Annotated in this window: 14 protein-coding genes and 1 other annotated feature; of the genes, 9 read left to right on the top strand and 5 right to left on the bottom strand. The window is 56.4% G+C overall.

Going from position 1 to position 25,210, the window contains the following annotated elements:
- Positions 1–17 precede the first annotated feature (17 nt).
- The 7 genes from H6X51_RS10940 to H6X51_RS10910 are packed head-to-tail and all read left to right on the top strand — an operon-like array spanning position 18 to position 14,261.
- The gene (locus H6X51_RS10940; protein WP_185267565.1) at positions 18–3,389 is read left to right on the top strand and encodes a DEAD/DEAH box helicase family protein; all 3,372 of its coding nucleotides are present in this window, start codon (positions 18–20) and stop codon (positions 3,387–3,389) included.
- Complete coding sequence (locus H6X51_RS10935) at positions 3,386–4,441, top strand: PDDEXK nuclease domain-containing protein (protein WP_185267564.1); 1,056 nt, start codon at positions 3,386–3,388, stop codon at positions 4,439–4,441. Before H6X51_RS10940 ends, H6X51_RS10935 begins: the two co-directional genes overlap by 4 nt.
- Positions 4,442–4,456: 15 nt before the next feature.
- Positions 4,457–6,061, top strand: coding sequence for a type I restriction-modification system subunit M (locus H6X51_RS10930; RefSeq protein WP_185267563.1), 1,605 nt, complete (start codon positions 4,457–4,459; stop codon positions 6,059–6,061).
- The gene (locus H6X51_RS10925; protein WP_185267562.1) at positions 6,058–7,221 is read left to right on the top strand and encodes a restriction endonuclease subunit S; all 1,164 of its coding nucleotides are present in this window, start codon (positions 6,058–6,060) and stop codon (positions 7,219–7,221) included. Before H6X51_RS10930 ends, H6X51_RS10925 begins: the two co-directional genes overlap by 4 nt.
- A 14-nt stretch (positions 7,222–7,235) precedes the next feature.
- Positions 7,236–7,421, top strand: coding sequence for an AAA family ATPase (locus tag H6X51_RS10920; RefSeq protein ID WP_221627317.1), 186 nt, complete (start codon positions 7,236–7,238; stop codon positions 7,419–7,421).
- Positions 7,422–7,469: 48 nt separating this feature from the next.
- Complete coding sequence (locus H6X51_RS10915) at positions 7,470–13,292, top strand: DUF3320 domain-containing protein (RefSeq protein WP_185267561.1); 5,823 nt, start codon at positions 7,470–7,472, stop codon at positions 13,290–13,292.
- Between the two features lie 57 nt (positions 13,293–13,349).
- On the top strand, positions 13,350–14,261 hold the full coding sequence (locus tag H6X51_RS10910) for a restriction endonuclease (RefSeq protein WP_185267560.1): 912 nt from the start codon (positions 13,350–13,352) through the stop codon (positions 14,259–14,261).
- A gap of 1,094 nt (positions 14,262–15,355) precedes the next feature.
- Here the strand turns inward: H6X51_RS10910 and H6X51_RS10905 are convergent.
- The gene (locus H6X51_RS10905; RefSeq protein ID WP_185267559.1) at positions 15,356–20,425 is read right to left on the bottom strand and encodes a P-loop NTPase family protein; all 5,070 of its coding nucleotides are present in this window, start codon (positions 20,423–20,425) and stop codon (positions 15,356–15,358) included.
- A gap of 109 nt (positions 20,426–20,534) precedes the next feature.
- On the opposite strand from H6X51_RS10905, the gene H6X51_RS10900 reads away from it, so the two are divergent.
- A protein-coding gene (locus H6X51_RS10900; RefSeq protein ID WP_185267558.1) for an IS3 family transposase occupies positions 20,535–21,772 on the top strand; the annotation gives its coding sequence in 2 pieces (ribosomal slippage) (positions 20,535–20,820 and positions 20,820–21,772; 1,239 coding nt in all).
- Positions 20,813–20,944 (top strand) — a sequence feature (AL1L pseudoknot). Its footprint overlaps the gene before it by 132 nt.
- On the opposite strand, the gene H6X51_RS10895 is transcribed toward H6X51_RS10900, so the two are convergent.
- Both H6X51_RS10895 and H6X51_RS10890 read right to left on the bottom strand, forming a co-directional pair.
- Positions 21,754–22,197: an HAD family hydrolase gene (locus H6X51_RS10895; protein WP_235991311.1), complete on the bottom strand. Its 444-nt coding sequence runs from the start codon at positions 22,195–22,197 to the stop codon at positions 21,754–21,756. The genes H6X51_RS10900 and H6X51_RS10895 overlap by 19 nt on opposite strands.
- A 522-nt stretch (positions 22,198–22,719) precedes the next feature.
- Complete coding sequence (locus H6X51_RS10890; protein ID WP_185267557.1) at positions 22,720–22,941, bottom strand: hypothetical protein; 222 nt, start codon at positions 22,939–22,941, stop codon at positions 22,720–22,722.
- Between the two features lie 214 nt (positions 22,942–23,155).
- Here H6X51_RS10890 and H6X51_RS10885 point away from each other — a divergent pair, with 214 nt between their 5' ends.
- Positions 23,156–23,491: a DUF2790 domain-containing protein gene (locus tag H6X51_RS10885; protein WP_074777387.1), complete on the top strand. Its 336-nt coding sequence runs from the start codon at positions 23,156–23,158 to the stop codon at positions 23,489–23,491.
- Between the two features lie 70 nt (positions 23,492–23,561).
- Here the strand turns inward: H6X51_RS10885 and H6X51_RS10880 are convergent, their stop codons facing one another.
- Both H6X51_RS10880 and lspA read right to left on the bottom strand, forming a co-directional pair.
- Positions 23,562–24,851: an ISL3-like element ISPpu12 family transposase gene (locus H6X51_RS10880; protein WP_185267556.1), complete on the bottom strand. Its 1,290-nt coding sequence runs from the start codon at positions 24,849–24,851 to the stop codon at positions 23,562–23,564.
- A gap of 21 nt (positions 24,852–24,872) precedes the next feature.
- Positions 24,873–25,210, bottom strand: a 338-nt coding sequence (lspA, locus tag H6X51_RS10875; RefSeq protein ID WP_185267555.1) for a signal peptidase II, incomplete at its 5' end; no start/stop codon positions are given.

The following is a 25,210-nucleotide window of genomic DNA, read 5'->3' as shown; positions in this document are numbered from 1 at the left end:
TGGATAGAATTACGTATATGACATCAGTCAACTTCGAGTTCCTGCGAGCAGGTAACGACACTCTGGCCAGCCTGGGCGGCCTTGCCGAAGCTGTGCTGTATATCGATCCCGGCAGCGCGCTGACACGCCTGCGCAGCTTTGCCGAGGAATTGACCAAGGCGATCTATCAGCTGGAGCTGTTGCCCCGGTTGCCTCAGTCCAGCTTCTACGAGTTGGTAAAAAACCCGGTATTTGGTGACTGTGTCAGCAAGTCGCTGATTCATCAGATCAACTTCCTGCGAGTCCTGGGCAATGACACCGCACATGGTGCGGAAGGCCACCTGCGCGATGCCAAACAGGCGCTGAAGACTGCTCACCAACTGGCCATGTACATGGCCATCAAATACTACGGCGTGGCTCAGGACAGTATTCCCGAGTTCAGCGAGGTGCCGGATCCGACCGTCGCTATGGGCCAGCTCCAACAATCTGTCGCCAGCTATGAAAAAGAGTTGCAGAAGCAGCAGGACGAGTTGCAGCGGGTCATGGATCAGCTGGAGCAGCAGCGCGTCCGCAAGCTGGAAAATCTGGACCCTCCAGCCATTCCCGACCAGCAAAAGCGCCAACAGAACAGCCAGCAGGTTGCCGATAGCCTGCAATGGAGCGAAGCGAAAACCCGTGCCCTGATGATCAATGCCATGCTGCTGCAAGCCGGCTGGGATGTGGGCAATACCGAGCAGGTTGGGTTAGAGGTTCAAGTCGACTTTCCGAACAATCCTTCTGGCAAGGGCTATGTCGACTACGTGCTCTGGGGGAATAACGGCCAGCCCTTAGCCGTGGTGGAAGCCAAGAAATCCGGTAACACCAGCCTGCAGGCTGGCCGCGAGCAGGCGCGCCTGTATGCCGACTCGCTGGAGCGCATGGGCTATCAGCGCCCGGTCATCTTCTATAGCAATGGCTACGAAACCTTCATCTGGGATGACAAGCAGTACAACAGCTATCGCCCGGTGTACGGTTTCTACAGCAAGGACAGCCTCGAGTATCTGATCTACCAGCGCAGCTACCGTGTCGCGGCGTTGGAACAGCACAACCCCGAGCTAAGCATCGCCGACCGGCCCTACCAGATCGAAGCGATCAAGACGGTGGCCGCGCACTTCCAGAAGCAGCGTCGCAAGGCACTGATCATCCAGGCCACCGGCACCGGCAAGACGCGGGTGGCCATCGCCCTGGCCGAGCTGCTGCTGCGTACCGGTTGGGCCAAACGCGTGCTGTTCCTGTGTGACCGCAAGGAGCTGCGCGTACAGGCCGATGATGCTTTCAAGCAGAACCTGCCGAGTGAGCCGCGCTGCGTGATTGGTGAAACCAACCAGGTCGATCAGAGCGCGCGTATCTACATCGCCACCTATCCGGGCATGATGAACCGCTTTACTCAGCTGGATGTGGGCTTTTTCGATTTAATCGTCGCCGACGAAAGCCATCGCAGTATCTACAACAAGTACCGCGATCTGTTCGACTACTTTGACGCCCTGCAGGTCGGCCTGACTGCCACGCCGGTCAAATTCATCAGCCGCAACACCTTCGACATGTTCGACTGTGAAACCACCGACCCCACCTTCGAATTCGGTCTGGACGCGGCGATCAACAACGAACCACCCTATCTGGTGCCCTTCCGGGTCAAGGATCTGACCACCGACTTCCTGCGTGACGGTATTCACTACAACGACCTCAGCGATGAGCAGAAGCGTCAGCTCGAAGAAGACCTGGGGGAAGAAGAGGCGCAGCGCACCACCATCGCCGGCAAGTACATCGGCCGCAAGATCTTTAGCGAGGATACCGACCGCATCATTCTCGAGAACCTGATCAACAACGGTATCAGGGATGAAACCGGCTCATTGGTCGGCAAGACCATTATCTTTGCCCAGCGTCAGGATCATGCAGAGCATCTGGAAAAGGTATTCTGCAAGCTCTACCCGCAATACGGCAGCAAGGTCTGCAAGGTCATCCACAACAAGGTGCCGCACGTTGACAGCCTGATCAAGGAGTTCAAGCAGCCGGACAACGACTTCCGTATTGCCATCTCGGTGGACATGCTGGACACAGGTATTGATGTGCCGGAAGTGGTCAACCTGGTGTTTGCCAAGCCGGTCAAATCCTGGGTCAAGTTCTGGCAGATGATCGGCCGTGGCACCCGCCTGCGGCCCAACCTGTTCGGCCCCGGCAGGCACAAGACCGAGTTCCTGATCTTTGATCACTACGGCAACTTCGACTACTTCGAGCAGGAGTATCAGGAACCGGAAGACACCGGCGGCAAATCGCTGCTGCAGACCACCTTCGAGTCCCGGCTGGCGCTGGCTCAGTCAGCACTCAAGCGCAACCATGCGGCGGCTTTCGATACCGCGATCGAGCTGCTGCGCGCCGATGTCAACGACCTGCCGGACACCAGCGTTGCCGTGCGGCGGGAGTTGCGTGCGGTGCATCAGCTGCAACAGAGCGACCAGCTCAGGACACTGGATGCCAGAACCCAGCATCTGCTGGTCGAGACCATCGCGCCGCTGATGAGCGCAAGGGTGCTGCGCGACAAGCACGCCACCGCACTGGATAAGCTGATGTCTGAAATTCAGACCTGCCTGGTGGAGCAGGCCAGCTGTTTCGACGATGGCAAGAACACGCTGCTGGCCGAACTGGACAAGCTGGCGGTGAACATTCAGGCCGTACGCCAGAAGGACGCGGTGATTGCCGAAGTGCGCAGCGCGGATTTCTGGCAGTCGCCCAGCATCGAGCGGCTGGAGCACGCCCGCAGGGAGCTGCGCGGCATCATGAAATACCGCGCCGCCGGGCAGGGGCCGCTATATGGCACTCCCGGTACGCGCACCGCGGACGGCGGCATCAGCGTGCAAGAGCGCAAGGTCACCATTGCCGGCGCCAACGAAGCGCTGATCTACCGCCGGCGTCTCAAGGACATTCTGGATGACATGCTTCAGGCCAACCCCATCCTGCAAAAGATCTACCGGGGCGAGCCGATCGCCGAGCCCGAGCTGAAAACCCTGACCTCGACCATCCTCACCAGCCATCCGGGCGTCAGCCTGGACGTGCTCAACGAGTTCTACGGTCGCACCGCCGACGAGCTGCACCTTACCGTGCGGGAGATCATCGGCCTCGACCCGCAGGCCATCGAGGAGCATTTCAAGGCGTTTCTGCACAGTCATCCGAACCTCACCGCCCAGCAGGTGCGCTTCATGAACCTGCTGAAGACCTATATCGCCCAACACGGCAGCATCGTTGTGGACAAACTGTACGAGCCGCCCTTCGACAGCATCTCCCACGAAGGCATCGATGGCGTATTCAGCCCGGATGATGTGGGGGAGCTGGTGGCGGTACTCAAACCCTTCATAAGACAGGACGTCACCTCATGAGCAATCAGAAGCTACCCGAAGCAACCCTGTACACCGCGATTGCGGAGGTTATCCAGCAGGCTCGCCAGCAGGTAAAACAGGCGGTCAACCAGCAGATGGTGCAAGCCTATTGGCATATAGGCCGCTTGATTGTTGAAGAGGAGCAGCAGGGGCAGGAGCGCGCTGAGTATGGAAAACAGCAGTTAGAGCAACTGTCGCAGCGTTTGCAGAATGAGTTTGGCAAAGGCTTTGACGTCGGTAACCTGCGCAATATGCGGCAGTTTTATCTCACCATTCCAAAACACTACACACTGTGTAGTGTTTTGAGTTGGAGCCATTACCGGATACTTATGAGGCTGGAAAACCCCTCTGCTCGGCAATGGTACGCAGATGAAGCAGCCCAGCAGAACTGGAGTGTTCGCGCCCTGGAGCGTCAGATAGGCGTGCTCTACTACGAGCGCTTGCTTGCCAGCAAAGACAAGTCAGTAGTTGAGCAGGAAGCCCAGCAAAAAACCGCCGCCCTGCCGGACGACCCCAGGGAGTTTCTCCGCGACCCGTACATCCTCGACTTTCTCAACCTGCAGGACAAGACATACCAGGAAAACGACCTGGAGCAGGCCATCATCAGCAACCTGCAACAGTTCCTGCTGGAGCTGGGCAAGGGCTTTGCCTTCGTCGAGCGCCAGCAACGCATCCGCACCGACGATGGCGATTACTTCATTGATCTGGTGTTTTACAATTTTCACCTCAAATGCTTTCTGCTGATCGACCTGAAAATGCACAAGCTCACCCATCAGGACGTGGGCCAGATGGACATGTACGTGCGCATGTATGAAGAGCAAAAACGTCGCCCCGACGATAACCCGACCATAGGGCTTATCCTGTGCAGCGAGCACAACCACACCGTCGCCAGGTACTCGGTACTCAGTGAAAATAAACAGCTGTTCGCCTCCAAATACCTGACCGAACTACCCAGCGAAGAAGAGCTGCGCCGCGAACTGGAACGCGAGCGCGACAGAGTGCTGCGCATTCAGGAAGCCGCAGCCCATTACCAATCAGACTTAACGAAATAGAGAAACAGACACCCAATGCTAACTGGCAAACTCCGTAACGACATCGACAAACTCTGGGAAAAATTCTGGACCGGCGGCATTACCAACCCGCTGACCGTGATCGAACAGATCAGCTACCTGATGTTCGCCCGCATGCTCGACATGCAGGAAGACGTCGCTGAGCGCAAGGCCAAGCGCACCGGCAAAGCTTTCGACCGCCTGTTCCCAGACACCCCGGAGGGCCAGCTGCTGCGCTGGAAGAACTTCCGCAACATGAGCGGCAAGGAGCTGCACAAACACCTCAAGCAGGAGGTCTACCCCTGGTTTGCCCGCATCGGTCAGGTATCGGAAACAGAAGACGGGCTGGGCGGCGAGGGCAGTGCGCTGGCAGCGCTGGGCCACATCGGCGAATACATGCAGGACGCCGATCTGGAGATCAAGAACGAATCGGTACTGGTGTCCGCAGTGGAGATGGTGGATGCCCTGCCGCTGACCCAGAGCGATGTAAAAGGCGATATCTACGAATACCTGTTGAGCAAGCTGACCACCGCCGGCATCAACGGCCAGTTCCGCACCCCGCGCCATATCATCGACGCCATGGTCGAGCTGATCGACCCGCAACCCGCCGACGTCATCTGCGACCCGGCCTGCGGCACCGCCGGCTTTCTCGCTCGCACCATGGAGTACCTCAACCGCAGCCACTCCAGCGAGGCGGGGATTTTCCATGACGAAGACGGCAACCCGCACTACACTGGCGACCTGCTCGAACCCTACCGCGAACATATCAACAAGCACATGTTCTGGGGTTTTGACTTCGACACCACCATGCTGCGCGTGTCCAGCATGAACATGATGCTGCACGGGGTGAACGGGGCGAACATCCTGTACCAAGACTGCCTGAGCAAATCCATCAAGGAAAACTACCCGCAGCAGGAGCAGGATTTCTTCGACGTGGTGCTGGCCAACCCGCCATTCAAGGGCAGCCTGGACGAAACCAACACCAACCCCGACGTGCTGGCGCTGGTCAAGACCAAGAAAACCGAACTGCTGTTCGTCGCCCACATCCTGCGTTCGCTCAAGCTCGGCGGCCGCGCCGCCGTCATCGTGCCGGACGGGGTACTGTTTGGCTCATCCAAGGCGCACCAGCAACTGCGCCAGGAGTTGCTGGAAAACAACCAGCTGGAAGGCGTCGTCAGCCTGCCCAGTGGCGTATTCAAACCCTACGCCGGCGTCAGCACCGCCATCCTGATCTTCACCAAAGGCGGCAGCACCGAGCGGGTCTGGTTCTACGACCTGCAGGCCGACGGCTACTCCCTGGACGACAAGCGCACCCCGCTCAAGGGTGAAGACGGCAACGACCTGCCCGACGCCATCGCCCAGTGGCACACCTACCGCCGTCTGGTCGAAGGCAACAGCAGTGCCAATGCCATTAACGCGGCCTTTGGCGACAAGACCCAAAAGGCCTTTGTGGTATCGGCAGCCGATATCGCTGCCAACAAATTCGACCTCTCCATCAATCGCTACAAGGACGTGGTGTATCAGCAGGAAGAGTACGAAGACCCGAAGGTGATACTGCAGCGGCTCAAAGGGCTGGAGCGGGAGATTATGGCGGACCTGGAAGAGCTGGAGGGGATGCTGTGAGTTGGCCGTTGGTTAAACTGGGCGATGTTGCGCCAGCTAAGCCTAGCAAACACGCCTTTTCCGCGAGCGACGAAGTGTGGACACTGAATCTGGATCAGGTAGAGCCTGATACAGGCAAGGTGCTAGGGAAAGTTATGGCGCCTGTTTCAGAGGTCGGTACGTCAACACATGGTTTTGATGCGCGGCATGTTCTTTATTCCAAGCTTCGTCCCTATCTAAATAAAGTGGTCCTTCCTGATGGGAGAGGTTTGGCGACTACTGAATTAGTACCGATGCTGCCCGATCCGTTGCGAATAGACCGTAAATATCTAGCCTACTACTTGCGTTCACAAAGCTTTGTTGACTGGGTTAGCTCTCAGGTGGCTGGCGCAAAAATGCCGCGAGTGTCCATGCAGTTATTTTGGCAGCATGAAATCCCCCTCCCACCCCTGCCCGAACAAAAGCGCATCGCCGCCATCCTCGACAAGGCCGATGCCATCCGCCGCAAACGCCAGCAAGCCATCCAGCTCGCCGACGACTTCCTCCGCGCCGTGTTTCTGGACATGTTCGGCGACCCGGTGACCAATCCGAAGGGGTGGAATGTTGTTGAGCTTTCTACGCTTGTTGATCCCGATGACAAATTGAACTACGGCGTTGTTCAACCGGGTGATAACGAAGGTGACGGTGTGCCATTGGTAAGGTCTGGAGACCTTTCTGATGTTACTCCTGACGTCCGGCAGCTTAGGAGAGTATCGGCAAGCATTGATAGGAAGCATAGAAAGTCAAAGCTAAAAGGAAATGAAATTCTGATCGCGTGCGTAGGCACTATTGGTCGTGTCGGCTGGGTCAGCGATGAAATGATTGGATGGAATATTGCGCGAGCAGTCACGCGTATACCTATTCGTGAAGGAGTAAACCGCGAGTATGTTTATCGTTACCTCCAGAATCCGGTGGTTCAAGGCTATTTCGAGCGGGAAACTCGCGCCGTAGCCCAGCCTACGTTGAATGTTGGGTTGATTGCGAAAACTCCAGTGGCTTTGCCACCCCATGACCTGCAAATAGCTTTTCTTGAACGCTATAAAACTATTCAGGCGTATAAGCAGCACCTTTTTTTGGCGCTTGGGGGGCATGATGAGTTAGCCAGTGGTTTGAGCCAAAAAGCCTTTGCTGGTCAGATGTAGATAGGGAAATCTCCATGCGCCTCAAGTCCGTCAAACTCACTCATTTTCGCGGTTATCGCGATACCATCGTCATTCCCATCGACGAAGCCATGACCGGCATCGTCGGCCGCCAGCACTATGGTAAATCGACCATCCTCGAAGTACTGGCCAGCCTCTTCGAGGATGGCGATGTTAAGGTCGATGTTCAACAACTAATGTGAATATTCTCCATCAAGCACGACGCGGAAGAAAAAATCGAGGGAAGGATCATGTCCGACCAGGAATCACCAAAAATAAAAATCCACGCCACCCTGGTGGGCAAGATCAACTTCGCCTGCCATCAAAGCGCCTTTGCAGTGCTGCGCGAACTGCAGGTAGAGAACCTGGACGATGAGCAGGACCTGACTGATCTGTCGGTGGTACTGGAAGCGTCGCCTGCGTTTCTGAAGCAGAAGACCTGGGTGGTGGATCGCCTGGCGGCGGGCGGTTTGCTCAGCATGAAGGACCGGGATCTGGAGCTTGATGGCGGCTTTTTGCACGGTCTGACGGAGTCGATGCGCAGCGCGGTGACGATACGCGTTTGTCAGGGTGGGGAGACGCTGGAGGAGCAGATCATCCCCGTGGAGCTGCTGGCGCGCAACGAGTGGGGCGGGGCGGGTTATATGCCTGAGCTCTTGGCGGCTTTCTGCACACCGAACGACCCGGCGGTGGATCGGTTGTTGGGGCAGGCCAGTCAGATTCTGCGCAAGGCTGGCAAGCCAGACGGCATTGATGGCTACAGCGCCAACAGTCGCGAGCGGGTCTGGTTGCTCGCCTCTGCCATTTATTCGGCGGTGGTCAAGATGCAGCTAGGCTATGCGCTGCCTCCCGCCAGCTTCGAGCGTGATGGTCAGAAGATCCGCCTGCCCAGCCAGATTGAGAGTGCAAGGGTAGCGACCTGTCTCGATACCACCTTGCTGTTTGCAGCGGCCCTTGAACAGGCGCGGTTGAACCCTCTGGTTGTGCTGACGGAAGGCCATGCGCTGGTGGGCCTGTGGCTGGAAAAGGAAGATCTGGCCAGTGTGGTGGTGGAGGACGCTGAAATTCTCCGCCAGCGCATTCCGCTCAAGGAACTGATCCTGATCGAAACAACGCTGATGACTCAACATCCTGCGGTGCCCTTCTCCCGGGCAGTGCAGGAGGGGGCCAGGCAGCTGACCTTGGAGAAAGATCATGAGTTTATTGCCGCCGTTGATATCCGCCGCGCCCGCGGGCACAGGATCAATCCTCTCAGCCTTGGGATGAAGGCCGACAGCCCGGTTTCCATGGGCGATGTGAGCGAGCTGGTCGAGCCGGGGCTGGAAGAGGCGCCGAGCTTGCCTGGCAGCACAATCGTGGTTGAATCGGACCCGGAAGAAGAGACTCCAATGGGGCGGCTGGAGCGTTGGCAGCGTAAGTTGCTCGATCTATCCGCCCGCAACCCCTTGCTCAACCATAAATCAGGCAAGAGTAGCCTGACCATAGTGTGTGGCGATCCCGGTGCATTGGAAGACGCGCTGGCCAGTGGCGCGCGTATCTCCATAGCGCCGTTCCCGCGCTTGCCAGGCCAGGACCAGGACGAGGCTATATATCGGCAACGCACGGGTGGTGATCTGAAAGAGGAGTACGCCCGCGACGCCCTGACCAAGAAGCAGGTGCTGGTTGAGCTGAGCCAGGAGGAGCTCGATAAGCGGGCCGTAGAGATATACCGCCGGGCGCAAACCTCACTGAAGGAAGGCGGGTCCAACACCCTGTTTCTGGCCGTGGGTTTTCTGCTCTGGAAGCAGAAGGACAAGGATGATCGGCGTTATCGCGCCCCGTTGATCCTGTTGCCGGTGACGCTCGAGCGTAAGTCCGTGCGCAGCGGCGTCAGAATGGTCGCCAATGATGACGAGCCACGTTTCAACACCACCTTGTTGGAGCTGCTGAAGAAGGATTTCGGTATCGAGATTCCTGGTCTCGGTGGGGCGCTACCTGAAGATGAGAGCGGGGTGGATGTCGCTGGTGTCTGGACCCGAGTACGGCATGCGATCAAGGACGTGCCCGGTTTCGAGGTGGTAGAGGACGTGGTGCTGGGGCATTTCTCCTTCGCCAAGTACCTGATGTGGAAGGATCTGGTAGATCGCTCGGCGGAGCTCAAGCAGAGTCCCGTCGTAAAACATCTGCTGGACACGCCCAGAGAACCCTACGACAGCGATATCCGTTTTGTCGAAGCAGGGGACATCGACAGGGACTACACGCCAGCGGATTTGCTGGCACCGCTGCCTGCGGATTCCGCGCAGATGGCGGCTATTGCTACCGCGGATCGGGGCAAGGATTTTGTCATTATCGGCCCGCCGGGAACGGGTAAAAGCCAGACGATCAGCAACCTCATTGCCCACATGTTGGGCAAGGGCAAGAAAGTGCTGTTCGTCTCGGAAAAGACGGCTGCACTTGAAGTGGTCTATCGGCGGCTGCGGGATATCGGGCTGGGTCAGTTCTGTCTGCAATTGCATTCGAACAAGGCGAAGAAGGTTGAGGTGCTGGATCAGCTGCGGACCTCCTGGACCAGTGCCGGACAGGCACCTGTCAGCCAGTGGCAGGCTGAGGCGGACCGTCTGAAAGCCTTGCGTGACCGACTCAATCAGGTGGTCAATGCTCTGCATCAGCCGCGCCGAAACGGTCTCACCGCGCACTACGCCATAGGAATCAAGATTCGCGATGAGGCTATGGCGGCAAAAGTCCGTCTGAGCTGGGCCCGTGCGGACCAGCATGACGAGCAGCAGCTGCAACAATTGCGGGATATGGCCGGGCTGCTGGGTGTGCAGGCCAGAGCGCTGGGTACGCTGACAGATCACCCGTTGCAGGCCATCGGCCAGTACGAATGGAGTTCCCAGTGGCAGGGTGACCTGGTGCGTTCTGCCGGAAGCTTGCAGGCGGCTGCGGAGCGGGTGGGCGCTGGTCTGGCTACTCTGGAGAAATCGCTGGGCGCTGAACTCGGCGTTATGTCCTTTCCTAAACTGGTTGCGGCAGTTGAGTTCGGGCAGGTAATGCTGGACTCCTACCGTACTCAGGCGTCATTCGCTCTGGAGCATGACGCAACAGATCGGCTGGAGGCGTTGGAGGAAGCGGTTACCAAGCTGAAGCATTACATCGCAACCCAGGCGAAGTTGAGCTGTCAGTACGCTCCTCTGGCCTGGAAGACGCTGGATGCAGATCAGCTGGCTGCGGCCTGGGCCGAAGCCAACGACAGCTGGTGGCCAAAATCCTTTTTTGCCAAGCGCAAGGTGTTGAAACAGATGCGGGCGGGTGGTGCTCAGGGTGAGCCGGATCCGGATAACGATATTTCCGTACTGCGTGAGCTGCGGGAGACTGGCAGCCATATTGATCGCCTGGACGGGGTCCTGCAGGGGCTGAGAGATTGGAAGTCCTACGATTCTGATCCGCAGGCGATGGCCACGTTGCAGGCATTAGGCAATCGCGCCCGCGCGGCGGTAAGCAAGCTGGCGGAGGATGCGGCGTCCCTGGCGGCGCTGAGAGAGAAGATTCGGACGCTGCTGTACGACGCCAACGATATGTTGGCGCTCGAAGCACCGATAGGCCGGGCCATTATCCAGTTCCAGGACGCTTTCGCCGAATTGAAGGCGGAGCAAGCCCGATTCGAAAGTCTCACTGGGTCTACCCTCGATAGCCTGCTGCCCGGTGGTGCGGATGCGCTGGGCTCAACTGCCGCGCTCTGTCAGCGCATCATTGAACATCATGTTGCTCTGCGTGACTGGTGCGCCTGGGTGCGTCGACGCTCCGAAGCAATGGACCTGCAGTTGGGCCCGTTGGTGCAGGCAATCGAAAGTGGAGTTGTTCAGCCGGATGAGGTGGTCGAGGTATTCGAGGCGGCCTATTGTGCCTGGTGGTCCTCGGCGGTCATTGACGAGGACGAGGTGCTGCGGACTTTCTCGTCCCCAGAGCATGAAGACGCTATTCATCGCTTCAGGGAGATGGATGGTCAGTTCACCGACCTGACTGCGAAATACATCGCTGCCAGTCTGGCGGGGCAGATTCCGAACGAAGAAGAGGTCAAGCGCAGCTCGTCCTGGGGTGTGCTGCGCCGTGAACTGCAGAAAAAATCGCGCCACAAGCCGGTGCGGGAAATGATGGAAGAGATGCCGGACGTGATCACATCGCTGGCGCCCTGTCTGATGATGTCTCCCTTGTCCATCGCTCAGTTCCTGCCAGCGGGCCAGGCATTGTTTGACGTAGTGATCTTCGACGAAGCATCGCAGATCACCGTCTGGGATGCCGTCGGCTCTCTGGCGCGGGGCAAGCAGGTCATCGTCGTTGGGGACCCGAAACAGATGCCGCCCACCAACTTCTTTGCCCGCGCTGACAATGACCCGGATGGGGATATTGATGAAGAGGGTGATCTGGAAAGTATTCTGGATGAGCTGCTTGGGGCCAGTATCCCGCAGCGCGTCCTCAACCTGCACTATCGTTCGCGGCGCGAGAGTCTGATTGCGTTTTCCAACAGTCGCTACTACGACAGCTCGCTCGTTACCTTCCCTGCGCCTGTCCATCCGGACAAGGGTGTGTCCCTGGTACGCCCGGAAGGCTTCTATGCCCGTGGCAAGGCCCGGCATAACCAGGAGGAAGCCAAGGCCATCGTGGCGGAAATTGTCCGGCGACTTACCTCCGACGATCCCGCGGTGCGTCAGCAGTCGATCGGTGTGGTGACGTTCAATACCGAGCAGCAGAGTCTGATTGAGGATCTGTTGGATAAGGCGCGCGCGGAAGATCCTTCCATCGAATGGGCGTTCTCCGAGGACGTTACGCTTGAGCCGGTGTTTGTGAAAAACCTGGAGACGGTGCAGGGCGATGAGCGGGACGTGATCCTGTTCAGCATCACCTACGGCCCCGATGAAACCGGACACGTCACCATGAACTTCGGACCGCTCAACCGTACCGGTGGTGAGCGCCGCCTGAACGTAGCCATGACCCGAGCCCGCTCGGAAATGGTGGTGTTCTCCACCATGCCTCCCGACCGCATCGATCTGAGCAGAACTCAGGCCCGGGCAGTCGCCGACCTCAAACATTTTCTCGAGTACGCCGAGCGGGGTGCTCCTGCGCTGGCGGCGGCGGTGCATGGCTCCAGGGGGGACTACGAATCTCCATTTGAGGTCGCTGTGGCCAGAGGGCTGCAGGATAGAGGCTGGATTGTGCATCCACAGATTGGTGTGTCCGCCTACCGGATCGACATGGGTGTGGTGCACCCCGACAAACCTGGACTGTACTTGGCTGGGATCGAATGCGACGGAGCCATGTACCACAGCTCCGCCTATGCGCGTGAGCGGGACAAGATTCGCCAGAGTGTACTGGAGGGCCTGGGTTGGACGTTGTTCCGGGTTTGGTCAACGGATTGGTGGATCAATCGGGCCAAGGCACTGGAGGAACTGGATCAACAGCTGAGCCGGCATCTGGAAACACTGCGGGAACAGGAAGTCGATCGCTCAGTAGCAGGGTCCGAGCAGCCCGATCGAGATATTGTGACCCAATACAAGCATGCTGATCAAACAATTGCTCGGGTTGGCGGGGCGGTTGTCGAGAACAGCTATGTGAAAGCCAGTTTGGAGGCCTTCCCGGCAGATCCAGAGTTGTTCTATAGCGCTGACTATGACCCGGTGCTCAAAGAAATGGTGTTGCACATCATTGATCAGGAAGGCCCCATTCACGAGGATGTAATGGTGCGGCGCGTGGCGAGGCGGCATGGATTTCAGCGTGCCGGGAGGCAGATCAGGGAGCGGGTCGTGCAATTTGCAGCAGACTACGGAGCGTGTACCCGAGAGGATATAGGTACGTTCTATTGGCCCGAGAAAATAGATGTGGAGGCACGGCAGCCTGCCCGCATCCAGTGTAGAGACGAGGAAGCAAAGAAGCTGGATTACATTTGTTCTCAGGAGTTGGCTGAGATATTGGCAGTATGCGGTGACAAGGGGGACTTTGTGACGTTCTGCCAAGCGCTTGGTATTGGGCGTCTGACCCAACAGATGAAGAGCAGATTGGAAAGAGTCGTATCCGAATCTAATGGAAGTGTGTTGGAGTAGCAGGGACTCGAATCCGGCGGATGCTATTGGCGCAAATGAGAGGAAGCAGCGATCAATATGGCAATTCCAGATTTTCAAAGCGTAATGCGCCCGGTGCTTGCAGCGGTGGCCGATGGCATGCCGATAGCCTTGAGCGTGTTGCGGGAGCACATCGCAAGTAGCTTGCAGTTGACCGAAACCGAGCTGCATGAGCGGCTGCCCTCTGGCAAGCAGACCGTTATCAACAACCGTATCGGCTGGGCGCGTACCTATCTCAACAAGGCGGGGTTGCTGCATATCCCAGCCAAGGGCATGGTGCAGATTACGGAGCTTGGACTGGAAGCACTTCGCTCCGGCCCGGAGCGCATTACTGTCAGCTGGCTCAAGCGTTACCCTGAGTTTGCCAGTTTTCATACTGCTCGCCCGTCCGCGAGCAGTATCACCACAGTGCCACAAGACTTGCAGGAAGAGGCCACCCCGGATGAGAGGTTGACCAATGCCCATCAGGAGCTGATGCAATCCTTGGCGGATGAACTGCTGGCGCAGGTCCGCGCTGCATCGCCTTCCTTCTTTGAGCAACTGGTGGTGGATCTGATGATTGCCATGGGCTATGGCGGGTCACGCAAGGAAGCTGGCAGTGCTACACAGGCCACCGGGGATGATGGGATAGACGGCATCATCAAGGAAGATAAGCTGGGTCTGGATGTGATCTACCTGCAAGCCAAGCGCTGGAGTAACACGGTTCATCGTCCCGAAATTGATAAGTTTATCGGGGCGTTGACCCGCCAGCGGGCTCGCAAGGGTGTATTTATTACTACCTCTGATTTCTCTGTCGGGGCCCGGGAGGCCGCGTTGAGCCTCGATATCAAGGTAGTGTTAATCGACGGTACCGAGCTGGCCCGGCTGATGGTGGAGAACAACCTAGGCTGCAGCGTCAAACAGCTTTATGAGGTCAAGCAGCTGGACACTGACTATTTCAACGAAGACTGAAATCTTGAAAAAGCTCTTGATCTAAAGGGAAATGGCGCACCCGACAGGATTCGAACCTGTGACCCCTGCCTTCGGAGTGCAATCTGGTACAGCGAGGCGAGTATGCTTTGCTAGGCGTAAATTGGCTCTAAGGTGCATGGTATCTGGCCTAGAGGAAAAAGGCTACTACCCGATTAACATCGCCTCATATCGCATATACCCAAATGGATTGGGCACAAAAAACGAGTTTTGGCACATCGCGTTTTGACCTCTAGCCGCGTTTGCCGAATCAGAATCAGACTAACAGACTTTCCTTTGATGTGGCTAGTATCCTGGCGAGTGCGCCAATAGTCTTTGAAATCATTATGGTCCACTCAGAGAGGCTGCAATTATACGTCCGCACCTGTCGGACAGGTAGCAACTGCATTACTTTCCGCAGGCATTGCCTAACCAACCTGATGTCGATCACGATGGCATCTTGCAGCGGTTGGCTTCGGAATACACTTGGTTTCCACCAGGCTTGCTTAGCATTGCTTTGCCATACCCCTACACTGGCACCTATTCTGCACCGTAAATCCCACTAAATCCCAGTTGTGCAGCAGACTGTCAACAAAAAATCACCGCGTTACCACTCCACTTCCCCCGGTTTAGCACTGCGTATCCCCCAAAAGCTTCGTATTCCACCAAGGTAGTACCCACATATCCCGCAAAAACTTTGAGCGGTGGGTTAGGGACCGGCGTGACACATATGAAACGAACCTTGGACTGCGGGTTTTACCGTGGAGGGCATGGGATGAAGTATTTGAGGTTCACGCTGATCGGTGGTGCCGCTAGGGCGCTTTATGGCTTTGCCGGTTTGTGCCTGCTGGTGACACTGGCTTCAGGGATGGTTACATGACTTTGGGGGGTATGAATGTGGAGCTGACGATAGATGAGTTGCTGCAGGTTGCGGGCTCTAAGCGGTGGACGATATGGACTATTTCTATGATCGAGGGGACAGCCCGCTTGCAGCGATCGCAGCCATCTGATTTTAAAGCCCCATAACCAATCGATTATCTGGCTCAGTGGGGCTATAGGGCGACCCGCATACGCACTGGCAGAATCAAGTATTTGGACTAATGAACTTTGCTAACCGCTATAGGCGAAGTCGCCAAGTAGTCCCGAAGCTGGAATCCGAGCGACGACCCGGCGTCGACAAGCCGATCGAGTATGTCGAGTGTCGCCCTACGCAGGTTGACGTCTCGAATCAGGATCTCTCGATGATCATGCACCGCTATTCGGCAGATAGTCTCCGCGTGCCACAAGTTGTTTCCGTCGTCGAGTAAATCGGCGGGAGCTCTGTCCAAGGCGTCTCGCAGTTGGGGCAGTGCAGAAGGAATCGCGGATTTACGACCGACACCCGCGATCAGTTGTAGCAGGTACTCTAAGCCTTTCCGGCTATCGCCCACAGCAGTTAAACAGCTTGAGATGAAATGTGGGCGGGACCTGAAGAGCGCTAAGTCATGCCAAGCCTTGGGCCAGGGCGTTGAGCACAGTAAAAGCGTCCTTAGTACTTTGTCGAATCGGCTATAGAGTCTCCGACTCTTGGTTCTCAGCGAATCATCCCCGAGGACCCTAGCTGTCGCGCAATCCCATACACGCCAGAAGCTTGCGGCGTTTGCGAACTCCTGCTTCATGCACTCGCTAAGTACAGATTCCAGAACCCTTTCACTGAGTTCAGGCGCACTCTCGATACAGTAGTCAAACATATCGAATAGCGGTGAGTTTTCACTTGATTGCGCCATGAGCTCGACTGCGATCAAGTCTCCAAACTGCCACCGCGCCTCGAAGTCAACATAGTCGGGGTCATGCCGCTGAACCCTTGGCCCTTTTTCATGTTCCACCATCAGCTTGGTAAGCGTCATGAGCGTTTGTATTCGCCAGGTATCGGGAATCTCGCCACACGCAGCATCAAGAGCTATTGCCCACTCCTTGAGGGCCGCCAAACTCTTTGGTGAAGGACGCTGGGCAGGCGCCAGCTTTCGCAGGGCGGTGTTAAGTGACTCGGCCGTAGCTGCGCGGGCTTCACTGACCAAATCATGAGTCCTTCTACGCGGGTGTTGGATAGTTACGTCCAGTGCCTCGGCGTACTGAGCAAGACTGTTAGTCAGCACTTCGGCCAGCATAGGCTGCTTGGGCCTCAACTCGTCTGAGATTGCTTTGGCTGCAGCCCGGCGTATTTTCCACACCGGCTCAGTCACGATGTTGATTAATGCTTCAACCATCATGGGTAGAGATGGGGCGACTGCAGCAAGTGAGACAACCGCTCGCGCCCGCACTTCCCCCCTCAGGTGGTCTCGGCGCATCCATGCATCCTTATCTTCGATAACGGCAGTGCGTTCGAGAACAAGAGCCCGGGCCCACTGTAGCGCCTGTGAAGTATCGGCGGGCCACTTGTGTACCAGAGCGCAGGCAAGCTCATCCTCGAGGCCGGCGAGCAAACTGACTTCCTCTTCTTCAATCTCATCACAGAGGCGAAGGAGTTCTACATAGGGCTCAGACGGCGACGAGAATTGGTCTGTCGTTCCCGGCTCTGCTGTTGAAAATCTTCCCGTGACGGCTGCAGCCCAAGCACTCACGGCACCAATGCGGTTCATCCTCTGCATACCGGCCTGAGCTTTGTCACTGGCTTGCTGCAATTCAGGTTCCAGGTTGGCAATCTCCAGGGATACGCCCTTGCCATCGCTGGCAACTTCTCCGAGCTTTAATCCACGGATGTCCATACGTTTCAGCGCCATGCGCCAGCCGTCTGGTACCTCCTCCGTTTCATTCAGCGCCTTCGAGTGGCTGTCAAGAATCCTGTGGATGGCCTCGAGAAGGTCTGGACGGTTGAACTGCAGCTGAAGAACTAGATCTTCCAGGTGCCACCGTCTATGTGGCAGCCGATTGCTTGCTAAGCGCTCCTGCTGCCTAGAATCGTCCAGCCCGTCGTGGCCTCCATGGATGGCCAGCGCACCTGCCTCTCGTACTCTGCGAGCAATGTCGTCGGAGAAGAATTGCGGGCATTTGAAGATGGAAAGCATCTTCTCGGTTACGAGCTGAGGGTGAGCCATCAAGACCCCTGCAACCATTCCTGTAGTGAAACTCGACTCTCCCAGCTCCAGGATAATCTCGAGTACCTGCGAGATAACCCTGGGCTGCCCTTTAGCTTCTATAAGCAGGCGTTCTTCCAGCGCCATTAAAGCCGCATTCAGGAGGTAGCTGGTGACTGAAAGACTGCGATAGGTTGCCCATAGACGATAGTCATGGATGTGTGGTCGATCATTGGGGCTTTGCTCCAGCGGAATAATTGAAACTTCATTCGGTTGCATCGTGGCAAACGCCTTAGCTGCGTGGTTGCACAGATCAACCACGAAGCGCACGCTCTTTGGCCAGTCGTAGAGCAACAGTGATCGGAAGGGGCCCTGTAAGACCGACGGTGGGAAGAATTCGTGATCTGCTAACTGACTCAGTCCCATTGCGGACTCCCACCCGAGCATGCCGAAGTCTCGTTCTACTTCCGGTTCGGACTTCGTGTAGAGATTCCAGAAGACCTTCCACACCAAGTCGGGAACGAAAAAGCTCACCTCGCGACAGTTCTTGAAATTGACCAGGAACTGAAGACGTTCCTCCGCATAGGAGTCGCGCATATCGGCGCCAGCCAGGAAGCGCCGCAAGAGCGCCTCAGTGAATGTCGTGAACCGGCAAGCGTCTGCACCTACGCAGCGACACAAAAGCGCATAGAAGCGCTTGCTAATCGATTGCTCATGGTACCAATCCTCTTCATCGCCCAAGCAGAAGTGCTCAGCCATGTTGAACACGTCGACCACTCGCTGGGTGGGCTTGTGCCAGTTCTCGTCGTGAGACGTGGCGTCTTCTGCCAACTGGACAATCCAGGAGTAGTTTTCCGACGGCAGGTCGGGAAACGCCTTCGCGACTAACCCGATTACTACATCCCAAGCTTTGCCAACGGGGGCAGCCATACCGATCCGTAGCATGATCTCTCTGTTAGTAGGATCGTCTGCAAGGTGGGAGTAGTCGATAGAGGTTGGTCCTTTGCATGCAACGCGCAGCAAGTGGCTTAAGCGCTGTAAGAGGTTTGCGCTGTTGAAGGAGACACTGTTGCTCAGCTTTGCGACTAAGTCTTCCACACGCTCGGAGCGCAGTAATCCAATAGCCACCTCGTCTCGCCAAAGCTGTGGAATGGTCGAGTCTAGTTTGAGAGCGGCTTCGAGCAGCGCATACGCATCTGCGTCACCTTCAGCTGAGCGCTGCGCTGTCCAAGTGCGCAGTGCCCGGCGCATGCCCGCGTGTGAGCCAAGCTTGCCGAAGAGCACACCCCATGCCCTCTCGGCACCGCGTACTTCCTGGTCGACTCGGAAGAAGAGCGACCAATCTTCCAAGACGTCATGAGTGGGAGCTACGCGGAGCGCGGCGTCTTGTGCTAGCACCCCGTCTTGCACGAGAAAAGTCACTGCTTCAGCGTCCGCTGGTGCTTGTACGAACTGAGCAAAGCGCTCCGTACGCTCGTAGCAGACCTGGTTAAAGGCTATTCGACGGCGTTCGGCCATCCCTGCTTGCAAGCCCCTACTGGGAGCGACCAGCTCTGTCCACAGCCGCAAGCGCAAGTCATTGCCAGCAGCCTGGGGAAGAATTGCCCCAGTCGCGGTGTAGTTGAACGCAAGGCGCAGATAGTAAGGTGCTCGGAGAACTTCTCGCACACCACCGTCCCTAGCCGTAATGTCTTCAAGAGCCGTTCCGGTCACTGCCGAAGATATCTCCGCATCTGTCAGCAAAGGGACGTCGACAACTTGGTACGAGAAATCAGCGAGGAAGATGGAGTAGAGAGCGTTGAGAGCATAGGAGCGGGTTGTCACGCACAACCTCACTCCTTTGTGCTGGCGAACAAGCGCCAGCAGCTCTTCAAGCGCACCCGGGCTCCTGGCTTCGAGCGCCTTTTCCAGCGAGTCGATGACGACAGTTGGTGTGCCGCAGCGCAATAGACTCTCCATGCTGAGCACAGCATCCGGCATGCTACTAAGTGACTGAACTGTGGCTAGGCTTGGCTGGCTGAGCTCGTCGGCTCGAAAGAAGAACAGCGGGCCAGACTCATGAAGAAGGGGTGCGAGTTCTGCAATAACTGCTGACTTACCCGCACCCGGGCCGCCTGTGACTATGACGAGCTGTCGCTCATCGAAGCCCGACAGCACTTGGGCAACGCACTGGCCGCGAGGAATATGTGTGCCGTTGGGAAGCTTCGTTGAGATGAGCGAGAGCTGATGTCTAGCCCGATCTCTGAATTGCTCGGCAATGCTGCCAAGGCCACCTTGAACAGTGAGGCGGCTGACAGCTTCTTGGATGCCAACTTGCGCAGTCGTTTTCCAAGTCTCAGGTGTAATAGTACCGACACTAATGCCTTGCTCTAAGACATATGAAAACAGCCCGTTCCATACCTGCTCGCCGGAATCTCCAGGCCGGTTTGAAGCCAAAAGAGCTTGAACCAGACTTAGCTCTTGTGAGCCCTCGGTTCCGAGGTCATGTACGTCGACACGTAGCCGTAGCAATAGGTCGAAGACAAGCTCGTCGGAGTACTTGTCGGCAAGCGTGTTCCTTGAGACCTCCTTGAAGGCGTTCCAGGTGCGCTTATGCTGTGCGTCAAAGAGCTTGGAATTGAGCTTTTGAAGGAAGTCGGCCAGGTCCAGTGAAGCTCGAGATAACTCACAGAGCCGTTTGGCTGCTTGGTTGGCGGGTGTCGCTGGTGCCACGGTAGCAAGGATCAGAAGATCACATGCCCGATCAAAAGGGCTGCCCTCTACTCCTAGATAGTCGCGCCAAGCCCCCTGCAAACCATCAATAAAGTCTTCGTCGCTAGCTGTAGCATTAAGACCACGCTTGCACTGGATGAGCTGAAGTCGGGACTGCCCACTGTTTCTAACCTGGCAATAGATATCGTCGGTGTGAGCGCCCGTGTAACGTGCCTCAAAGCGTAGGGTCTCTACCTGGGAGCCATGCAAACCAAAGGCACTCGGCACCCCTGTTAGCATGTTTGCGAGATAGAGGGCTCCAACTCGCGCTTGGAATACCCCGCCGCCGCCGCCAGTGGCCACGGTGCTCATGAGGTGGGTGCCTTGAAGGGGCGCACGCTTCGTTTTTCTCTCTGTGCTCATCCGGAAATATCCTCGCCGCTCCTTGGCGCATCGTACCAAGCTTGCTGTAATAGCTACACCTGAATCGCACCGGGTTTCGTGGAGGCCTCAACTCTTGAGAGAATGAGGCATGAAGAAATCTAATAGCTATTCCCCTGAAGTCCGTGAACGTGCTGTGCGCATGGTTCTGGAGAACCTGAAGGACTACCCCTCCGAATGGGCAGCCATCGAATCCATTGCGCCCAAGATTGGCTGTGTCCCCCAGACGCTGCATGGCTGGATACGCAAACACCAGACTGATATTGGCCACTGCCCCGGCCAGACGACCGAGGAACGAGAACGCATCAAGGCTCTGGAACGCGAGAACCGGGAACTGCGCAAAGCGAACGAGATTCTGCGCCTGGCCAGTGCGTATTTTGCCCAGGCGGAGCTCGTCTGGCCGGCACCCCGGCGCCGCAACAAACCCTGAACGCCTTCGTTGACGAGTACCGTGACCGCTACGGAGTCGAGTCGATCTGTCGGGTAATCCAGATCGCTCCGTCCGGTTATTACGTGCATGCAGCCAAAGCCCGTCAACCCGAACTGCGAAGCGCTCGTGCCAAACAGGACGAGCTGTTGAGCGATAAAATCCAGCGAGTCTGGGATGACAATATGCAGTGCTATGGCGTCGTGAAAGTCTGGAAGCAACTCAAGCGTGAGGGCATTGATATTGCTCGCTGCACGGTACAGCGGCTGATGCGTCAACTGGGCCTGCAGGGCGTTCGTCGCGGTCATGTGATCCGCACCACCATCCCGAATGAGAACGCGATTTGTCCGCTGGATAGGGTCCAACGCCAGTTCCATGCGGATCGACCCAATCAGCTATGGGTGTCCGACTTTACTTATGTTTCAACGTGGCAAGGCTGGCTCTACGTCGCCTTCGTGGTCGATGTATTTGCCCGGCGTATCGTTGGCTGGCGGGTGAGCAACAGCATGCGAACAGACTTCGTTCTGGATGCCCTGGAGCAAGCGCTGCACGCTCGACAGCCGAGCCGCATGGACGGCCTGATACACCATAGCGACAGGGGTAGCCAATACGTCTCCATCCGCTACACCGAGCGTCTCGCTGAGGCCGGCATAGAGCCCTCTGTAGGCAGCAAAGGCGATAGCTATGACAACGCTTTGGCTGAAACCATCAACGGGTTATACAAAGCGGAGCTGATCTATCGGCAGTCCTGGCGTAGTCGCGAAGCCGTGGAAATCGCCACTTTGAAATGGGTTCACTGGTACAACCACCAGCGGTTGCTGAGCTCGATTGGGTATATAACCCCGGCAGAAGCTGAGGCAAACTTCTACCAGCAACAATCCGGTCAGACCATGGCGGCCTGACTTAAACGAAATGGCCTCCATAAAACCCGGTACGATTCAGTAGCGTTGATTACTACTATCAAAGTCGAATCTTCGTGCGCAACGACTGCTGGATCAATGCCCAGTCCAAGGATCGTCGCTGGGACTAACAATGTTACGACGCCAAGGCTGATGAAGAGATTCTGGAGAATAATCCTACGAGTATGTCGGCTGAGTTCGACTGCAAACGGCAGATGCGATAGGTCGTCTGCCATCAATGCAACGTTGGCCGTTTCCAAAGCCACATCTGAGCCTGCGGCGCCCGTAGCGATACCAACAGTAGCATGAGCCATGGCGGGCGCATCATTCACGCTATTGCCAACCATTACGACCTCGGTGGTTTTGCGTAGTTTGTTGACTGCGTCAACCTTGTCTTCTGGCATGAGGTCACCCCATGCCTCGTCCAAGCAAACTTGCTTGGTGACCGCATCGGCTACGCGTTGGTTGTCTCCAGAAATGCATGATCATGCGGGTGATGCCTATGGTGCGTAACCGTTCGAGCGCAGGCCGCGCCGATGCGCGCGGTATATCCATGAGACCGACGCCGCCGAGGTCTCGGCCTGCGTGGCGAATCGCCGTGATGGTTCACCCTTGGTTGCGAAGCCGCTCGACAGTAGCCGCAACCGGCGCAGACCGTCGTTGCCGAACATCCGGGATTGGAAAACGGAACTGAATCGCTTTACGATTCAGTTCGAAGACCGCATGATGCCCTTGTAATCAACCCTACAGGTTACACAAAATTCAGTACACCCCCGTAATTGGGGTGTCAGCCAGCGAATTTTCCGGCAATCTGAACCAATTCAATTCTCTGTCGGTGTCACTCAGATCTATCCCCTCCATCGTCGTTATGTGCGATCTGTAGTGTTAAGCTTCAGAAGTACAACTGAACGGAATACAACCTTAGAAGAAGTCAGGTAGACACCTTTCTGTTAGCGATTGTCTGACGCGGTTGTAGCACCTCCAGTATTTTTCGTACTGTTTTTTACTTCATCCTTTTTTATTTGTTGATCACGGGCTTCTCTGCGCTCTTTGTTTTGTTCACGCAGGTTCTCTACCATCTGCCGGTAACGCATGCTCCCATCTTCTGCATGGACTACCGCAGTAACATTCAGCGCAAATAAAAACATGAAAATCGTTGCTAGGGTTCTCATGGCTATACCTCTCATCTGAAATGGGTTTTTGGAGACTCGTTAGTATGGTACATGGCGTTACCTGTCCGGCTGGTGACGCTGCGATTACAAAGATGTCATGCTGAAATAGATCAGCGATCCGACTTTGTATTACCCCAATGTAATGTCCGTTTCACTTTGGTGACAGAAACGGTGTGCCATCATGTGCTTTGGATAATTCTAAAGGCAGGAAAAAATGAGTATTCAAACAAGAGTTGCAATGGTTTCTATTATGCTGATTTCCTCATTTGCCATGGCAGAGGGTAGTGCTGATAAAGTTTATGGATCTATGATTCAGGAAAACGAAAAGAGATGGAGAGAGTACGCACTATCGATTGATAAAAATCCGCCTGAAACCGTGCATTACCGCTATGGGATGGATGTAGATATTGAGCGTGTCATACATATTACATCAACACGCATTGGCTGCGGTGTAATGCCTGCCCAGATGACGTACAAAGATTCCAACGGGAATCTAAATATACTTGAGTATCGAGCCTCTGGCACGAAGTGCCCAGGGCAGGGAGGGTGATTTACATTTTTTGGGTATACGGATTTAATGGTTGATGGGGCACCTTCACCCCATCAATCTGATACCACCCTCAGATGGTTGATAGATCGACTCCGTAGTTGAGTTCCTCTGCGAAGTCCGGCAGTCCGTAACCGATGGTTTTCTTGTAGAAAGGAGAGACCTTCGCAGTCGGTGCCTTCTTCTTGTGCTTCGTGGTGTAGAGCATTCGTGCCCGCATCACCTCGAAGGAGTAACCGCGCCCTTCACGGTTCTTGTCCTTGGCCAGTCGGTTGATGGACTCCGTGTAAGCGTTGGTGACGGGCATGTCCGTCTCGAAGTAGGTCATGGTCCCTTCGCGCCAGTTTCCCACTGCCCTGACCAGATCGCTCCAGACTTCCTTTTGGCCCTTCGGGATGGTGGCTATCCACTCGTCCAGGGCGGCTTCTGCCTGGAGCCGTGTGGTGGCGTCCCAGATGCCGTAGAAGCGCTCCTTGTGCTCGTAGGCGGCCAGCAGTTGCGGGAACGCGCCTGTCCAGGTCTCCATGATGAGGCGCTCCCGGTCTGAGACTTCGTGAGCGCGTTTCAGCAGGATTTTCCGGTCTCCCTTGAGAGTCCGGCTCCGGGACGGTTTCAGCTCCTTTCTGAGGCCCTTGCGCACTCTCTCTAGGGCATCGTTGGCCATGCGCACCACATGGAACTTATCGATCACGATACGGGCCTGGGGCAGCACAGCCTTGACCGCTGCCCGGTAGGGGTTCCACATGTCCATGCTGACGATCTCGACCTTCTGCCGGTCTTTCAGCTTCATCAGGTAGTTGGTCACCACGTCCTGGCGGCGGGTGGCCAGCAGGTCGAGCAGGGTTCGCTCCTCAATGTTGGTCAGAATGCAGCGGTAGCGCTTGTTCAGGTATAGCTCGTCAATGCCCAGGATGCGGGGCGTCTCGAAGCGGTGCCAGCGCCCCAGGAACTCGGCGCGGGCGTTGAAGATGTCGCGCACCGTCTTCTCGTCCAGGCCGGTCTGTGCCGCCACAAAGGTGTAGGGGTGGTTGAAGGATTCCTTCTCCACGTACTCATGCAGCCGCAGTGTCATACGGAATCCGTCCACCATCTCCGGTAGCTGGGGCCTGAATATTGTCTTGCAGGCCCGGCAGGTGTATCGGCGGCGGACCACCCAGAGAGTGACCCGCTTGCCGTGGATGGGCAGATCACGATAGGGAACGTCACGCTTGCCGAACCGTACGAACTCACCCTGCACGCCGCATTCCTCGCAGGCGATGGGATCGGGCACGTCCACCTGGAAGTGCATTTCGTCGTCGGTTGATTTGCAGCCCAGTACTTGGTATTGCGGCAGGTGAAGGATGTTGTCGGGAAGTTCGGTCATGGTGTTGTATAGGCGTAGGTGTCAGTCAGATCCATCCGGCTCGGCATTGGTGTTTGCTTTTTTACCCAACAAGCTGCTGGAAACGAAAAGTAAGGCACCGAGGACAATTGCAATATCAGCCAGGTTGAAGGCCGGCCAATGCCAGTCTCGCCAATAGAAATCAAAGGAATCCACAATATAGCCGCGAAAGACCCGGTCAATCAGGTTGCCCATGGCGCCACCGAGGATAAGACTGTAAGCGATGGCTTCTCCTTTATGACGATTTTCAAGGATCAGCTTGATCAGAAAAATCGAGACCACTACCGCGATTCCGATAAAAAAGTAGCGCTGCCAGCCTCCACCATTCGCAAAAAGACTGA

This window comes from Halopseudomonas xiamenensis, from assembly GCF_014219065.1.
Taxonomy (GTDB): domain Bacteria; phylum Pseudomonadota; class Gammaproteobacteria; order Pseudomonadales; family Pseudomonadaceae; genus Halopseudomonas; species Halopseudomonas xiamenensis.
Note: the sequence above shows the minus strand (reverse complement) of the source record. Positions and strands in the feature narration are given on the sequence as shown.

What these genes read in the sequence shown, in the direction of transcription:
- H6X51_RS10940 (WP_185267565.1), top strand. Translation starts at nt 18, where the DNA reads ATGACATCAGTCAACTTCGAGTTCCTGCGAGCAGGTAACGACACTCTG.
- H6X51_RS10935 (WP_185267564.1), top strand. Translation starts at nt 3,386, where the DNA reads ATGAGCAATCAGAAGCTACCCGAAGCAACCCTGTACACCGCGATTGCG.
- H6X51_RS10930 (WP_185267563.1), top strand. Translation starts at nt 4,457, where the DNA reads ATGCTAACTGGCAAACTCCGTAACGACATCGACAAACTCTGGGAAAAA.
- H6X51_RS10920 (WP_221627317.1), top strand. Translation starts at nt 7,236, where the DNA reads ATGCGCCTCAAGTCCGTCAAACTCACTCATTTTCGCGGTTATCGCGAT.
- H6X51_RS10915 (WP_185267561.1), top strand. Translation starts at nt 7,470, where the DNA reads ATGTCCGACCAGGAATCACCAAAAATAAAAATCCACGCCACCCTGGTG.
- H6X51_RS10910 (WP_185267560.1), top strand. Translation starts at nt 13,350, where the DNA reads ATGGCAATTCCAGATTTTCAAAGCGTAATGCGCCCGGTGCTTGCAGCG.
- H6X51_RS10905 (WP_185267559.1), bottom strand. Translation starts at nt 20,425, where the DNA reads ATGAGCACAGAGAGAAAAACGAAGCGTGCGCCCCTTCAAGGCACCCAC.
- H6X51_RS10890 (WP_185267557.1), bottom strand. Translation starts at nt 22,941, where the DNA reads ATGAGAACCCTAGCAACGATTTTCATGTTTTTATTTGCGCTGAATGTT.
- H6X51_RS10885 (WP_074777387.1), top strand. Translation starts at nt 23,156, where the DNA reads ATGAGTATTCAAACAAGAGTTGCAATGGTTTCTATTATGCTGATTTCC.
- H6X51_RS10880 (WP_185267556.1), bottom strand. Translation starts at nt 24,851, where the DNA reads ATGACCGAACTTCCCGACAACATCCTTCACCTGCCGCAATACCAAGTA.